Source organism: Ferrimonas marina (assembly GCF_900129905.1).
GTDB classification, from domain to species: Bacteria; Pseudomonadota; Gammaproteobacteria; order Enterobacterales; family Shewanellaceae; genus Ferrimonas; species Ferrimonas marina.
The window spans coordinates 1-13968 of record NZ_FQXG01000014.1 but is presented as its reverse complement, the minus strand read 5'-3'; the positions used below and the strand labels follow the sequence as shown (position 1 = coordinate 13968).

The window sequence follows — 13968 nt, the reverse complement described above, 5'->3', positions numbered from 1 at the left end:
TCCTTTTCAGTAGTGGGGCGGCGGGGACTCTTCGCTGCTGTCGGCGACCTGTGCCTGGGGCATCGCCTTGACGCGCTCCGCCAGCAGACGGATCTGCTCAGCTTGCTTGGCCACCTGGTGACCCAGTTGGGTCACCATCTCGTTGAGCTGCTCGATGGTGGCGTCCTGGTAGGCCACCTTGGTTTCCAGATCGATCAGCCGTTCCTGTTCTGCGTTCATGCACTACCTACGTTACTTCGATGGCGCGAACTGGCCATCAATCTTCGCAAGTTTATCAAATCGGGGAGAATACAGGCTATCGGTTCGCGTCAGCGTTTCGCCCCTTTGTCGCTGGGTTACACTGTGCAACAGATTGACAATCCGGAGAGTGAGCGCGTTATGGAGTTTGAGTTTCGACGGGATATCCAAGGGAGCCCCTCGGCGCAGCTTTCCATGGGCCACGAAGCGCTGGGGCGCTTCCTGACCGAAGAGTTACAGCAGCCGGCCACCATCCAGCTGGTGCTCAGTGGGCTCAGCCAGGTTCAGCAGGGCCAGCAGCCCCGTTACCAGCTGCAGGGCAGTGAGCAGACCCTGTTGCTGGAGTCCGACGAGGCGCTGGTGGAGGACCATCACCTGGAGCATGACCGGGCCGCCGCGGAGGAACTGGAGTTTGCCCTGTACGATGCCGAGGCGATGGCCAGCTGTGGGCTGGATGACTTTGAAAACCTTTTAAAACAATGGCTTTTGTTCCTTCAGGGCCATTGACACCCCTTCACCATTGTTACAAGTTGATCACGATCAATTAAAAAGTGGTTAACTTGGCGCCGCTCTACCGGGGCGCGCCCTGCCACCGTAGACTAAGTTTTAAGTCATATTCACACCCGAGTGAGCAATGCGACAGGGAGAACCTTCATGGTGAGCAAAGCACGGTGGGGCCAGGCCATGGTAGCCGGCCTTATAGCAATGGGAATGGGGGTGTCGGCACTGGCGGCCGGCGCTGTGACCGAGGCGGACAACAGCAAGTTTGAGCGCTTTAAGCGCCAGTACCACAGCTGGGATGCGACCAAGGAAAGCGAAGAGATCGTCGATGCGCTGGAAGGGGATCCGAACCTGGTGATCCTGTGGGCAGGCTATGGCTTTGCCAAGGATTACAACAAGGCGCGCGGTCACCATTACTCCATCGTTGATCTGCGCAATACCCTGCGTACCGGTGGGCCGACCGGCCCGGACGACGGCCCGATGCCGATGGCGTGCTGGTCCTGTAAGTCCCCGGACGTGCCGCGCTACATCGAGACCAATGGCGAAAAGGCCTACTTCACCGGCAAGTGGGCTCGCGGCGGTAATGAGATCACCAATGAGATCGGCTGCGGCAACTGCCACGATAACAACACCCGTCTGCGCCTGTCCGTGCCTTTTGCCCAGCGGGCAATGGACACCATCGGCTGGAAGTGGGATGAAGCCACCAAGTCGCAGAAGCAGTCCATGGTGTGTGCCCAGTGTCACGTGGAGTACTACTTCACTCCTGGTGAGACCTTCGTGAAGTTCCCCTGGGATCTGGGTACCCAGACCGAAGACATGGAGCAGTACTACGACAATATCCAGTTTGCTGACTGGACCCACGCCCTGTCCAAGGCCAAGATGCTCAAGGCCCAGCACCCGGGCTTTGAAACCACCATCACCGGCACCCACGGTCGCAACAATGTCTCCTGTACCGACTGTCATATGCCGCGGGTGGAGAAAGACGGCAAACGCTTTACCGACCACAACGTCGGTAACCCGTTCGACCAGTTCGAGTTCACCTGTGGCCGCTGCCACGAGCAGAGCAAGGATGACCTGGAAGCGGTGGTCGCCGGCTACAAAGAGATGGTGAACGAAGCCAAGCTCAAGGCTGAAAAGCAACTGGTGCACGCCCACTTCGAGGCCAAGGCCGCCTGGGATGCAGGCGCCACCGAGGGCGAGATGCAAGAAGCGCTGACCGCCATCCGTCACGCTCAGTGGCGCTGGGATATGGCCATCGCGTCCCACGGGATCCACGCCCACAACCCGTCCGAGGCCCTGCGCCTGCTGGCCTCCTCACTGGAGCGTAGCGCCGATGCCCGTAGTGCCCTGGCCCGCGTATTGGCCACCCATGGTCAAACTGCCGCGGTAGAGCTGCCGGACCTGTCCACCAAGGCCGCTGCTCAGCTGGCGCTGGGGATGGACATGGAGGGGATGGAGAAAGAGAAAGCCACCTTCCTGGAGAACCTGGCACCCAAGTGGGACGAGGAGTACAACGCCAAGTACGGTGGTGACGGTCAGTAAGCCACACCGCGCTCATCAAAACGGCACCCTTCGGGGTGCCGTTTTTTGTTGCCATCCACGGCTCTTGCACCGCCTTGGCCGCGGCGTTCGCGTCGGTGTTGATCCGCCAGGTTGCTCGTGGGTAAGGGGTTTGATGACTCTTTGTAATCTGTCGCACCACTTTGGTGCACCCCTGCCAAGGGCAGGTTCAGATTGGTGCACTTTTCCAGGGTGAACCTTGAGGGTTGTGATTAAGTGCATGTATTTAAACATCTTTATTTGTTGGCACACCCCTTGATATAGCTAAGCCAACAGCGAGCGCACGGATTAAGGAGAAGGGGATGAAACTGGTTAGCGCGATTATCAAGCCGTTCAAGCTGGACGATGTCCGCGAGGCGGTAGCGGAACTGGGGGTGGAGGGACTCACCGTCACTGAGGTGAAGGGTTTCGGCCGTCAGAAGGGTCACACCGAGCTCTATCGCGGGGCGGAGTACCAGGTGGACTTTCTGCCGAAGGTCAAGCTGGAGATTGCCACCCAGAGCGACAAGGTAGAGCGGTTGATCGAGGTGATCACCGAAGCCGCCGGTACTGGCAAGATCGGTGACGGCAAGATCTTTGTGACCGATCTGGACCGTGTAGTGCGGATCCGTACCGGTGAAATGGACGCTGAAGCGATTTAAGGGGAGAACAATGGAAGAGCTAAGCAAACTGGGCGTCACGGTCACCGAACTGCGCTTTGCCCTCGATACCTTTTATTTTCTGATCTCAGGTGCCCTGGTGATGTGGATGGCGGCGGGCTTCGCCATGCTGGAAGCGGGCCTGGTCCGCTCCAAGAACACCACTGAGATCCTGACCAAAAACATGTGCTTGTACGCCATCGCCTGTGCCATGTACCTGCTGGTCGGTTACCACATCATGTACGTGGATAACCTGGAAGGCAGCTGGCTGCCGAGCTTCGGCAGCTTCATCGGTACCCAGGCGGACGGGGCGGATCATGCCCTGGAGTCGGACTTCTTCTTCCAGGTGGTGTTTGTCGCCACCGCGATGTCCATCGTCTCCGGTGCGGTTGCTGAGCGCATGAAGCTTTGGGCATTTCTGGCGTTTGCTGTAGTGCTTACCGGCTTTATCTATCCGGTTGAGGGATATTGGACCTGGGGGGGTGGCTTTGTCTCTGAAAAACTCGGATTTGTGGACTTTGCCGGCTCTGGCATCGTTCATATGGCTGGTGCCGCTGCGGCAATCGCCGGGGTGCTCTTACTCGGTGCCCGTAAGGGCAAATACAACGCCGACGGCAGCGTGAACCCGATCCCGGGTTCCAACATGCCGCTGGCAACCCTGGGTACCTTTATCCTGTGGTTGGGCTGGTTCGGCTTCAACGGCGGCTCCCAGCTGCTGGTCTCCGATGCGGAAAACGCCTCGGCGGTCGCCAAGATCTTCGTTAACACCAACTCTGCCGCGGCCTTTGGCGCCATCGCTGCACTGCTGGTCTGCAAGCTGACCTGGGGCAAAGCGGACCTGACCATGATCCTCAACGGCGCCCTGGCGGGCCTGGTGGCGATCACTGCCGACCCGCTCTCTCCGAGCCTGGGCCTGGCTGCCCTGATCGGCGTCGCTGGCGGTACCCTGGTGGTGTTCTCCATCGTTGCCATGGACAAGGTCAAGATCGATGACCCGGTGGGAGCCATCTCGGTCCACGGTGTTTGTGGTCTGCTGGGCCTGGTGCTGGTGCCGGTCTCCAATGCCGACGCCACCCTGGTGGGTCAGCTGGCCGGTGCGGCAGTGATCTTCGCCTGGGTGTTTGGTGCCAGCCTGGCTACCTGGGCAGTACTGAAGTACACCATGGGGATCCGCGTCAGCGAGGAGGAGGAGTACCAGGGAATGGACGCGTCCGACTGTGGCGTCGACGCCTACCCGGAGTTCATCACGGTGAAAAGCGCCGGTTAACACTTCTGCATAATCGCAATGAAAAGGCCCCAGTTTTGGGGCCTTTTTTTGTGATCCCCTTCGTTGCGGGCCCGGTCGTAAGCGAGTACCCTTTAGTGCTAAACGGAATTGTTCTCATTATCGTACTCATGGAGACGTTATGTTACGCACCTTGACCGCCGCCCTGTTTGCCCTGACCAGCACCGTGGCCGCCGCCCAGACTGTCACTGTTTACTCCTATCGCCAGCCGTTCCTGGTGGAGCCGATGCTGGAGATGTTCACCGAGCAGACCGGGATCAAGACCCAGGTGGTGTTTGCCCAGACCGGCCTGGAAGAGCGACTGAACCGTGAGGGCCGCCTGTCCCCGGCGGACGTGGTGCTGACCACCGACATCTCCCGCCTGGCGACTCTGGTGGAGATGGGCCTGACCCAGCCGGTTGAGAGTGAGGTGCTGAGCCAGAACATCCCCAGCCAGTACCGGGCACCGGACAACCAGTGGTTTGCCCTGACCCTGCGCACCCGTAACGTCTATAGCGCCAAGGACCGTGTTGGCCCGGTGGACGTGAGCTACGAAGACCTGGCCACCCCCGCGTTCAAGGGCAAGATCTGCATGCGCTCCGGTAAAAACGCCTACAACGTGGCGCTGATCGCCTCGATGATCGCCCATCACGGTGAGGCGGATGCCAAGACCTGGCTGGAAGGGGTCAAAGCCAACCTGGCGCGTAAGCCGCAGGGCAACGACCGTGCCCAGATCACCGCGGTGGCGGAAGGGGTGTGTGATTACGCCATCGGCAACAGCTACTACTTCGGCAAGATGCTGGAGGATCCCAAGCAGGCGCCCTACGCCGAGAAGGTGGTGATCAACTTCCCCAACCAGGCGGATCGCGGCACCCATGTGAATGTCTCCGGTGCGGTGATGGCCAAGCACGCCAAGAACGTTGAAGGTGGCAAGGCGCTGATGGAGTTCCTCTCCGGTAAGCAGGCCCAGGGCGTTTACGCTCAGCTCAACTCGGAATACCCGGTACACCCCGAGGTAGCGCCGTCCGAGATGGTGGCCAGTTGGGGCGAGTTTAAGGCCGATACCTTGCCGGTTCAGGAGTTGGCGGTTTACCATGCCACCGCGATGAAACTCCTCGATGAAGTAAGGTTCGATCTTTGATACAAACGCTGTCGCGCCGCTGGAGTGTAGGCGGGTACCTCACGGTCGCCCTCCTACTGTTGCCTCTGGCGGCCCTGGTGGTCCAATCCATGGACCCGGATCAGGCGGTCTTTGACCATCTGAAACAAACTGTCCTCACCGACTACGTCGTTAATACCATCCTGTTGATCGCCCTGGTAGCGCTGGGCTCGCTGCTGCTGGGCCTGCCCGCCGCCTGGCTGGTGGCGATGTGCCGCTTCCCCGGCCAACGGGTATTCCAGTGGGCGATGTTGCTGCCGCTGGCGATGCCGGCCTACATCGTGGCCTACGTCTACACCGACATGTTCGATTATGCCGGCCCGGTGCAGTCAACCCTGCGCAGCCTGATGGGCTGGCAATCGCCCCAGGACTACTATTTCCCGGCGGTGCGCTCTCTCGGTGGTGCCGCCATCATGCTGGCGCTGGTGCTGTTTCCCTACGTCTTTATGCTGGCCCGGACCGCCTTTTTGGAGCAGGCCAGCAACCTGATCCAGGCCAGTCGTACCCTGGGCTGCAGCCCGCGTCAAAGCTTCTTCCGCCTCTCGCTGCCGCTGGCCCGCCCGGCCATCGCCGTGGGCCTGTCGCTGGTGGCGATGGAGACCCTGGCGGATTTCGCTACGGTGCACTATTTCGCCGTCAACACCCTGACCACCGCGGTGTACGACACCTGGCTGGGCTTTGGCAGCATGGCCAGTGCGGCCCGGCTCTCCACCCTGATGCTGCTGGTGATCGCGGTGCTGATGTTTGCCGAGCGCTTCGCCCGGTCCCGTCAGGAGCGGTTTCAAAAGGCCGAGGGTAAGAGCGAGGACTATGGCTACCAGCTGACCGGTTGGCGTGCCTGGGGCGCCTTTGGTTTCTGCGCCACCCTGCTGTTCTTCTCCTTCCTGCTGCCGGCCTGGGTGCTGATGGACTACGCCTGGCACTACTACGATCCGTCGGCGCTGCGCCAGTTTGGTCAGTACAGCCTTAACAGCCTGGGCGTCTCTGCTGCGGTGGCGCTGATCACCGTGCTGATCGCCCTGGGGCTGCAGTACCTGGCCCGGATCAGCCCTCGCCGCTGGGATCGGCTGCCGGGGCAGATCGCCGGCTTTGGCTATGCACTGCCGGGTACCGTATTGGCCATCGGCGTGATGATCCCGCTGATTGCGGCGGACTTTGCCATCAATGACCTGTTCGAGTGGCTGGGCCAGCCGCTGCCGGGACTGGTGCTGTCCGGCTCCATCCTGGCGCTGGTGTTTGGCTACACCGTACGCTTTCTGGCGGTGGCCCTGGGGGCGGTGGAGAACAGCTTTAAGCGGATCAGCCCCTCGCTGGATATGGCCGCCGCGACCATGGGCCAGGGCCCCGCCGGGATCCTGCGCCGGGTACACCTGCCGCTGGTGCGGCGGGGGATGCTGGCGGCGGGCCTGATCGTCTTTATCGAGGCGATGAAGGAGCTGCCTGCGGCCCTGTTGCTCAAGCCCATCGGCTTCGAGACCCTGGCCACCTATGTCTATCAGTTTGTTTCCGATGAGATGCTGGAACTGGGCGCCCTGCCGGCCCTGGTGATCGTTCTGGTCGGCTTGGTTCCGGTGATCTTCCTGAACCGCAGTTTGGAGCACGCCCATTGAGTACCGCGACGTCAAAACTACGCATCCAGGACCTGAGTTGTCAGTATCAGGGTAAGACCATCCTGGATGGCCTGGATCTGGCCCTGGCGGAGAACGAGATCCTGGCCCTGCTCGGCCCCAGCGGCTGTGGCAAGACCACCCTGCTGCGCGCCATTGCCGGCTTGCTGCCGATCCATCAGGGCGACATCGAGCTGGAGGGGCAGTCCCTCTCCACCCCGGACAATCTCGTCCCCACCGAGCACCGCGGTGTCGGTGTGATCTTCCAGGACTACGCCCTGTTCCCCCACCTGACAGTGGCCGAGAACATCGCCTTTGGTCTCAAAGGTCGCACCAAGGCGGAGGTGCAGGCACGGGTGGCGGAGATGATCGCCCTGGTGAAGCTGGATGACCTGGGGGATCGCTACATCCACCAGCTCTCCGGCGGCCAGCAGCAGCGGGTGGCCATCGCCCGGGCGCTGGCGTATCAGCCCCGTCTGCTGTTGCTGGATGAACCCTTCTCCAACATCGACAGTCAGGTGCGCGGCGAGCTGATGGCGGAGATCCGCCAGATCCTGCGCTCCCAGGGGGTCAGCGCGATCTTCGTGACCCACTCCAAGGAGGAGGCGTTTGCCTTCGCCGATCGCCTGGCGATCCTGCACGAGGGGCGGGTGGCGCAGTCCGGCCCGGCGGAGCAGCTTTACTACCAGCCCAGCAGCCGCTTTGTCGCCGACTTCCTCGGCGGCGGTAACTACCTGGACGCCACCGTGGCCACAGCCCACGAGGTACACACCCCGCTGGGGGCGATCCAAAGTGCCAGCCCGCTGGGCTACCCACCCCAGCACCAGGGTACCTTGCTGCTGCGGCCGCAGCAGCTGGCGCTGGAGCCCGACAACGAGGGCAGCGGCGTAGTGGTGGCGCGCACCTTTGCCGGCACCTACTGTGATTACCAGGTGGAGGTGGGCCCGGTTGCCCTGGCGGTCCGCTCCGGTCACATCGGGCTGGAGCTGGGCCAGCGGGTGGCGGTGGCCGCCATGCCCCATGCCTTGGTGCTATTCTAGCCACCGAGATCAAGAATTTTGCTTACCAGCCTTGTCACGATACAGGGCTCTGAGCACACTGCTAGCTTACCTGAACCAGATGGGCCACAATCATGGCTGAAGAAAATAAAGTTAAGGAAAATCCGATGCCTAGGGAACAGGGCGGAATTTGTGCGGAAGGGAATCTGCATGGGCTGTACCTGATGTTTAACGCCAGCGAGGGCGCCGAGGTGGGTCTGCCTCGGGTGATCGCCGGGATCGCTGCCTGGCTGCAGGCCAGCGCCGATCGCAACGCCGATTGCGCCTTCAACGGCTTTATCGCCGTCGGTGCCAACTACTGGGACAGCCTCTACAGCGAGGCACGCCCGGCGGAGCTGGCGCCCTTCCCGCAGTTTGAGGCCGAAGACCGTCTGGCGCCTAGCCAGCCGGTGGACCTGTTTGTTCACATCCGCAGTGACCGGCTGGACGTTAACCACGTGGCTGCCACCGAGGTATGCCGCCGCCTGACCGGCTTGGCGGAGCTGGTGGAAGAGGTGCGTGGTTTCCGCTACCTGGACAACCGCGACTTGACCGGCTTTGTCGACGGTACCGAGAACCCGGTAGGACCGGGACGTCGCGAGGTGGCCCTGGTGGGCAGCGAAGATCCGGCCTTTGCCGGTGGCAGCTACATCCACACCCAGCGCTACGTCCACAACATGGCGATGTGGGAGCAGCAGTCCCTCAAGACCCAGGAAGACACAATCGGTCGCTCCAAGATGGACAACGTTGAGTACCCCAGCGAAGCCAAGCCGATGTTCGCTCACATCAAGCGCACCAACCTGAAGCACCCGGATGGGCGCTCGATGGAGATCCTGCGTCAGAGCATGCCTTATGGCAACATGCAGGAGCAGGGGCTGTTCTTTATCTCCTGCTGCAAGACACCGGGCCACTTCACCGCCCAGCTCAAGTCGATGGTGGTGGGCGAGCACGGTCACTTCGATCACCTGCTCAAGTACACCCAGGCGGTAACCGGGGCGGCCTATTTTGCGCCCTCCCTCGATTTCCTCGAGCGTTCCGCCGGGCTGTAAGTCTGCGCAACAAAAAGCCCGGCCATTGGCCGGGCTTTTTTGATCGAGGGCAGGCTCAATCGATGTAGTTGAACAGCTCTTTGACCATCGCCAGGGTGTCCGGCAGACGCTCAATGTCTGACGGGGCGATGAAGATGGTGTCGTCACCGGCGATGGTGCCGAGGATCCCCTCTGCTTTGCCCATGGAGTCGAGCAGGCGGGCGATCAGCTGGGCCGCACCGGGGCTGGCGCGCACCACGATCATGGTGCCGTTATGATCCACATCCAACACCAGGTTGCGCAGTTGGGCGTTGGCGGTGGGCACCCCCAGCTCCGCCGGCAGGCAGTACACCATCTCCTGTTTGGCATTGCGGGTGCGTACCGCGCCAAACTTGCTCAGCATGCGTGAGACCTTGGACTGGTTGATGTTGGCAAAGCCCGCGGCCTGCAGGGCGGCCACGATCTCCCCCTGGGAGCCGAATCGCTCCTCCTTGAGCAGGGATTTGAAGACGCGGACCAATTCCTCTTGCTGGTTGGTTGTTCTCATACTGGTGTCTTAACGGCAAATGATGCCCCAACTCTGCATAATTGCTGACTAGGAAGCAAGCCTGAGTCAAATACCGAGCATAAAAATTCATCGCTTGTGTCAAGTTGGAGTGCCACCGGCCCCCTGATCCGCTGCCTCTCATACTTCCGTCTGAGATCATTGCGTCCCCCGTCTGCATTGGGTATGGTGGGCGCAAAATTCGGGAGTGTGACTCCGGTCGCACTGATCAGGGAAAGTTGGAGATTAAGCATGAAAGTAGCTGTTCTAGGTGCCGCAGGTGGTATTGGTCAGGCATTGGCCCTGTTGTTGAAACTGAATCTGCCGGCGGGCAGCAAGCTGGCGCTGTACGACATCGCGCCGGTCACTCCGGGCGTTGCCGCCGACATCAGCCATATCCCCACCGCGGTTGAAGCCACCGGTTTTGCCGGTGAGGATCCGACCCCGGCCCTGGAAGGTGCCGACCTGGTGCTGATCTCCGCCGGTGTGGCCCGTAAGCCGGGCATGGACCGTGCTGACCTGTTCAACGTCAACGCCGGCATCATCCGTAACCTGGTGGGCAAGGTTGCCGAAGTGGCCCCCACCGCCTGCATCGGTGTGATCACCAACCCGGTGAACACCACCGTGGCCATCGCCGCCGAGGTGTTGAAGGCCGCTGGCGTCTACGACAAGAACAAGCTGTTCGGGGTGACCACCCTGGACGTGATCCGCTCCGAGACCTTCATTGCCGAAGCCAAGGGCCTGGATCCGGCGCAGGTGAAGATCAACGTTATCGGTGGCCACAGTGGCGTTACCATCCTGCCGCTGCTGTCCCAGGTTGAGGGCGTCAGCTTCAGCGAAGATGAGATCGCCTCCCTGACCCATCGCATCCAGAACGCCGGTACCGAGGTGGTGGAAGCCAAGGCCGGTGCCGGTAGCGCCACCCTGTCCATGGCCCAGGCGGCCTGCCGCTTCGGTCTGTCCGTGGTCCGTGGCCTTCAGGGTGAGCAGGACGTGATCGAGTGCGCCTACGTCGAAGGTGCCGGTGAGCACACCCGCTTCTTTGCCCAGCCGGTAAAACTGGGTAAGCAGGGCGTTGAGCAGATCCTGCCCTACGGCAGCCTGAGCGAGTACGAGAAGGGTGCCCTGGATGGCATGCTGGAGACCCTCAGCGGCGATATCAGCAAGGGCGAAGCCTTTGTGAATGGCTAAGGCCGGATAAACGAAAAAAGCGCCCTACGGGGCGCTTTTTTTGTGTCGGTCGAGTGGCGCTTAGCTGCGACGGTCGACGGCGATGCGGGCCAGGCTGATCAGCGCGGTCTTGTGTTCGCTGTCTGGCAGTACGTCCAGTGCGGCAATCGCCTTGTTGGACTCCTCGATCGCCTTGTTCATGGTGTACTCCAGCGAGCCGGTACGCTCCAGGGTTGCCACCACCTCGTCCACCTCTTCGCAGCCGCCGTTCTCGATGGCGCTGCGGATGCGCTGGGCCTCGTCCTCGGCGGCGTTGGCCATGGCGTGGATCAGCGGCAGGGTCGGTTTGCCTTCGGCCAGGTCGTCACCCAGGTTCTTACCCAGCTCCTCGGCATCGGCGGTGTAGTCCAGCACGTCGTCTACCAGCTGGAAGGCGGTGCCCAGGAAGCGGCCGTAGTCGGACATCGCCTGGCACACCTCGGCGGGCTTGTCTGCCAACACCGCGGCCAGGTGGGTGGCGGCTTCGAACAGGCGGGCGGTCTTGCAGTAGATCACCTGCATGTAGCTCTCTTCGCTGGTGTCTGCATCGTTGCAGTTCATCAGCTGCAGCACCTCGCCTTCCGCCAGTACGTTGGTGGCGTCCGCCAGGTCTTCCAGCACGGTCAGGCTCTTCAGCTCGGTCATCATCTGGAACGAACGGGTGTAGAGGAAGTCACCCACCAGCACGCTGGCCTGGTTGCCGAACAGGGCGTTGGCGGTCTCCCGGCCTCGGCGCATGGTGGACTCGTCCACTACGTCGTCGTGCAGCAGGGTGGCGGTGTGGATAAATTCGATGATCGCCGCCAGCTTGACGTGTTTGTCGCCCTGGTACTCCACCGCCCGTGCGGCCAAAACAGCCAGCAGGGGACGCAGACGTTTGCCGCCGCCATTGATGATGTAGAATGAGAGCTGGTTGATCAGGGCTACATCGGAGTGCAGCTGATCGAAAATCATTTGATTGACCGACTGCATGTCTTGGTCGGTCAAGGCGCGGATGGCGTTCAGGTCCATTATGGGCTTCCGGAGTCTGGCTTACTGCTGCATAAGCCTACTATGATTATTGCTTTGCGGCTTGCCATTCTACCCAAAATGCGTTGTTGAACCAGACAAATCGGAATCTGGGCTTCCGGTTGGCGATCCTTTTTGCGATCTTTTTCCAACTCGCCCTTGCCTGTTTACTGTCCATGCCGTAGAATGCGCGCCCATTGTCAAACAGTTTTAGCCACACCCTGACCCCTCTAAGACGTAGGCGGTCCAGCGTGTGAAGTAGCGGAGTTATTATGTACGCGGTTTTCCAAAGTGGCGGTAAGCAACATCGTGTTGCTGAAGGCCAAACCCTGCGTCTGGAGAAGCTGGAAGTAGAAACCGGCGCCACCGTTGAATTCGACCAGGTTCTGCTGGTTGCCAACGGCGAAGACATCAAAGTTGGTGCCCCTCTGGTTGAAGGTGGCAAAGTGGTAGCGGAAGTGGTTTCCCACGGTCGCGCGGACAAGGTTAAGATCGTTAAGTTCCGTCGCCGTAAGCACAGCCGTAAGCAGATGGGCCACCGTCAGTGGTTCACTGAAGTTAAGATCACTGGCATCAACGCCTAATCGAGGAGTACTGAGACATGGCACACAAAAAAGCTGGCGGTTCTACTCGTAACGGCCGTGATTCTGAAAGCAAACGCCTGGGTGTAAAGCGCTTCGGCGGTGAGTCCGTACTGGCAGGTAACATCATCGTTCGTCAACGTGGTACCAAGTTCCACGCCGGTGACAACGTAGGTTGTGGCAAAGACCACACCCTGTTCGCCACCAAAGACGGCAAGGTTCAGTTCGAAGTGAAAGGCAAGAACAATCGCAAATACGTGAGCATTGTTGCTGAGTAATCCGAACTGACCGGATGAAAAAGCCCCGCCAACGCGGGGCTTTTTGCGTATAGCAGATATACTTACTGCGACTTGCAGCAGGGGTGCAAAGATGAAGTTTGTAGATGAAGTGACCATCCGCGCCGAGGCCGGAGACGGCGGCGGCGGCGTGGTCAGCTTCCGGCGCGAGAAGTACATCCCCAAGGGGGGGCCGGACGGCGGTGACGGTGGCGACGGCGGTGACGTTTTCCTGCTGGCCGACGAGAACCTCAACACCCTGGTGGACTACCGCTTTGAGCGCTGTCACCGGGCTCAGCGCGGTGAGAACGGTCGCAGCCGGGACTGTACCGGTAAGCGCGGCGAAGACAAGGTGCTTAAGGTACCTGTGGGCACCCGTGCGGTGGACGCCGATACCGATGAGGTGATCGGTGATCTGACCAAGCATGGCCAGAAGCTGATGGTGGCCAAAGGCGGCTTCCACGGCCTGGGCAACGCCCGCTTCAAAAGCTCGGTCAACCGTGCCCCGCGGCAGAAGACCCTGGGCACCAAGGGCGAGCACCGTGAGGTACGCCTTGAGCTGATGCTGCTGGCCGACGTCGGCCTGCTGGGTCTGCCCAACGCCGGTAAGTCCACCTTCATCCGCTCCGTCTCAGCGGCCAAGCCCAAGGTGGCGGATTACCCCTTCACCACCCTGGTGCCGAACCTGGGTGTGGTGCGGACTGGCTCCTCCAGCAGCTTCGTGATTGCCGACATCCCCGGTCTGATCGAGGGCGCGTCTGACGGTGCTGGCCTGGGGATCCGCTTCCTCAAGCACCTGGAGCGCTGTCGGGTGCTGCTGCACATTGTCGACATGGCACCGTTTGACGGTAGCGACCCCATCGAGGGCGCCCACGCCATCCTCGATGAGCTACAGGCGTACTCGCCGAAGCTGTACGACAAGCCCCGCCTGCTGGTGCTGAACAAGCTCGACCTGGTGCCGGAGGAGGAGCGTGAGGCGCTCATCGCCGCCATCAGCGAGGCGCTGCAGTACGACGGGGGTGAGGTACATACCATCGCCGCCATCACCAAGCAGGGTACCGAGGCGCTGACCCATCGCATCCAGGCGCTGCTCGACGAACTGCCGCAGGAGATCGTCGAGGAGAAGGAGGAGGACACCGTCGCCTTCAAGTGGGAGCACTACCACGCCCAGCAGATGGAGAACGCGGTGGAAGAGGACGACGACTGGGATGACGACTGGGATGACGACTCCTACGATGTTCAAGTAGAGTACAAACCGTAACGTATTTAAAAGTGTGAAAAACATTGTTAAGCTCCGTCCATGTAGGTTCATGGGCGGAG

General features: G+C 61.0%; 15 protein-coding genes. 12 read left to right on the top strand and 3 right to left on the bottom strand.

All coding sequences use genetic code 11. The annotated features are described in order from the left end of the window. Positions 1-6 precede the first annotated feature (6 nt). On the bottom strand, positions 7-219 hold the full coding sequence (locus tag BUC04_RS22615; RefSeq protein ID WP_067665458.1) for a SlyX family protein: 213 nt from the start codon (positions 217-219) through the stop codon (positions 7-9). 159 nt (positions 220-378) lie between these two features. Here BUC04_RS22615 and BUC04_RS22610 point away from each other — a divergent pair, with 159 nt between their 5' ends. The 8 genes from BUC04_RS22610 (at position 379) to BUC04_RS22575 (ending at position 9052) form a co-directional block, all read left to right on the top strand. Further along, on the top strand, positions 379-744 hold the full coding sequence (locus BUC04_RS22610; RefSeq protein WP_067665456.1) for a YacL family protein: 366 nt from the start codon (positions 379-381) through the stop codon (positions 742-744). Between the two features lie 147 nt (positions 745-891). After that, a complete protein-coding gene (nrfA, locus tag BUC04_RS22605; protein ID WP_067665454.1) occupies positions 892-2280 on the top strand; it encodes an ammonia-forming cytochrome c nitrite reductase in 1389 nt (462 codons plus the stop codon). Positions 2281-2600: 320 nt separating this feature from the next. Continuing rightward, positions 2601-2939: a P-II family nitrogen regulator gene (locus BUC04_RS22600; RefSeq protein ID WP_067665451.1), complete on the top strand. Its 339-nt coding sequence runs from the start codon at positions 2601-2603 to the stop codon at positions 2937-2939. Between the two features lie 10 nt (positions 2940-2949). Beyond that, the gene (locus BUC04_RS22595) at positions 2950-4203 is read left to right on the top strand and encodes an ammonium transporter (protein WP_067665448.1); all 1254 of its coding nucleotides are present in this window, start codon (positions 2950-2952) and stop codon (positions 4201-4203) included. Between the two features lie 139 nt (positions 4204-4342). After that, entirely contained in the window at positions 4343-5341 is a 999-nt protein-coding gene (locus tag BUC04_RS22590) for a Fe(3+) ABC transporter substrate-binding protein (RefSeq protein WP_067665445.1), read from the top strand. Then, positions 5338-6969 (top strand): ABC transporter permease, encoded by a 1632-nt coding sequence (locus BUC04_RS22585; protein WP_067665442.1) that lies wholly within the window; start codon positions 5338-5340, stop codon positions 6967-6969. The genes BUC04_RS22590 and BUC04_RS22585 overlap by 4 nt, the downstream gene beginning before the upstream one ends. Further along, the gene (locus BUC04_RS22580) at positions 6966-8006 is read left to right on the top strand and encodes an ABC transporter ATP-binding protein (RefSeq protein WP_067665439.1); all 1041 of its coding nucleotides are present in this window, start codon (positions 6966-6968) and stop codon (positions 8004-8006) included. Before BUC04_RS22585 ends, BUC04_RS22580 begins: the two co-directional genes overlap by 4 nt. Before the next feature lie 125 nt (positions 8007-8131). Beyond that, positions 8132-9052 (top strand): Dyp-type peroxidase, encoded by a 921-nt coding sequence (locus tag BUC04_RS22575; protein WP_067665436.1) that lies wholly within the window; start codon positions 8132-8134, stop codon positions 9050-9052. Positions 9053-9107: 55 nt separating this feature from the next. Here the strand turns inward: BUC04_RS22575 and argR are convergent, their stop codons facing one another. Next, a complete protein-coding gene (gene argR, locus BUC04_RS22570; protein WP_067665433.1) occupies positions 9108-9578 on the bottom strand; it encodes a transcriptional regulator ArgR in 471 nt (156 codons plus the stop codon). A gap of 249 nt (positions 9579-9827) precedes the next feature. On the opposite strand from argR, the gene mdh reads away from it, so the two are divergent. Continuing rightward, positions 9828-10766: a malate dehydrogenase gene (gene mdh, locus BUC04_RS22565; protein WP_067665430.1), complete on the top strand. Its 939-nt coding sequence runs from the start codon at positions 9828-9830 to the stop codon at positions 10764-10766. Positions 10767-10826: 60 nt separating this feature from the next. On the opposite strand, the gene ispB is transcribed toward mdh, so the two are convergent. Further along, positions 10827-11795: an octaprenyl diphosphate synthase gene (gene ispB / locus BUC04_RS22560; RefSeq protein ID WP_067665427.1), complete on the bottom strand. Its 969-nt coding sequence runs from the start codon at positions 11793-11795 to the stop codon at positions 10827-10829. Between the two features lie 269 nt (positions 11796-12064). Here ispB and rplU point away from each other — a divergent pair, with 269 nt between their 5' ends. The 3 genes from rplU (at position 12065) to cgtA (ending at position 13909) form a co-directional block, all read left to right on the top strand. Beyond that, positions 12065-12376, top strand: a complete 312-nt coding sequence (gene rplU, locus BUC04_RS22555; protein WP_067665424.1) for a 50S ribosomal protein L21 — start codon at positions 12065-12067, stop codon at positions 12374-12376. A 17-nt stretch (positions 12377-12393) separates the two neighbouring features. Then, on the top strand, positions 12394-12651 hold the full coding sequence (gene rpmA, locus BUC04_RS22550) for a 50S ribosomal protein L27 (RefSeq protein WP_067665421.1): 258 nt from the start codon (positions 12394-12396) through the stop codon (positions 12649-12651). A gap of 91 nt (positions 12652-12742) precedes the next feature. Beyond that, the gene (gene cgtA, locus BUC04_RS22545; RefSeq protein ID WP_073326171.1) at positions 12743-13909 is read left to right on the top strand and encodes an Obg family GTPase CgtA; all 1167 of its coding nucleotides are present in this window, start codon (positions 12743-12745) and stop codon (positions 13907-13909) included. The last annotated feature ends 59 nt before the right edge of the window (positions 13910-13968 follow it).

Coding starts and splice junctions, on each gene's coding strand:
- argR (WP_067665433.1), bottom strand. CDS start 9,578: ATGAGAACAACCAACCAGCAAGAGGAATTGGTCCGCGTCTTCAAATCC.
- ispB (WP_067665427.1), bottom strand. CDS start 11,795: ATGGACCTGAACGCCATCCGCGCCTTGACCGACCAAGACATGCAGTCG.
- BUC04_RS22590 (WP_067665445.1), top strand. CDS start 4,343: ATGTTACGCACCTTGACCGCCGCCCTGTTTGCCCTGACCAGCACCGTG.
- BUC04_RS22615 (WP_067665458.1), bottom strand. CDS start 219: ATGAACGCAGAACAGGAACGGCTGATCGATCTGGAAACCAAGGTGGCC.
- BUC04_RS22575 (WP_067665436.1), top strand. CDS start 8,132: ATGCCTAGGGAACAGGGCGGAATTTGTGCGGAAGGGAATCTGCATGGG.
- BUC04_RS22600 (WP_067665451.1), top strand. CDS start 2,601: ATGAAACTGGTTAGCGCGATTATCAAGCCGTTCAAGCTGGACGATGTC.
- BUC04_RS22610 (WP_067665456.1), top strand. CDS start 379: ATGGAGTTTGAGTTTCGACGGGATATCCAAGGGAGCCCCTCGGCGCAG.
- mdh (WP_067665430.1), top strand. CDS start 9,828: ATGAAAGTAGCTGTTCTAGGTGCCGCAGGTGGTATTGGTCAGGCATTG.
- rpmA (WP_067665421.1), top strand. CDS start 12,394: ATGGCACACAAAAAAGCTGGCGGTTCTACTCGTAACGGCCGTGATTCT.
- rplU (WP_067665424.1), top strand. CDS start 12,065: ATGTACGCGGTTTTCCAAAGTGGCGGTAAGCAACATCGTGTTGCTGAA.
- cgtA (WP_073326171.1), top strand. CDS start 12,743: ATGAAGTTTGTAGATGAAGTGACCATCCGCGCCGAGGCCGGAGACGGC.
- BUC04_RS22595 (WP_067665448.1), top strand. CDS start 2,950: ATGGAAGAGCTAAGCAAACTGGGCGTCACGGTCACCGAACTGCGCTTT.
- nrfA (WP_067665454.1), top strand. CDS start 892: ATGGTGAGCAAAGCACGGTGGGGCCAGGCCATGGTAGCCGGCCTTATA.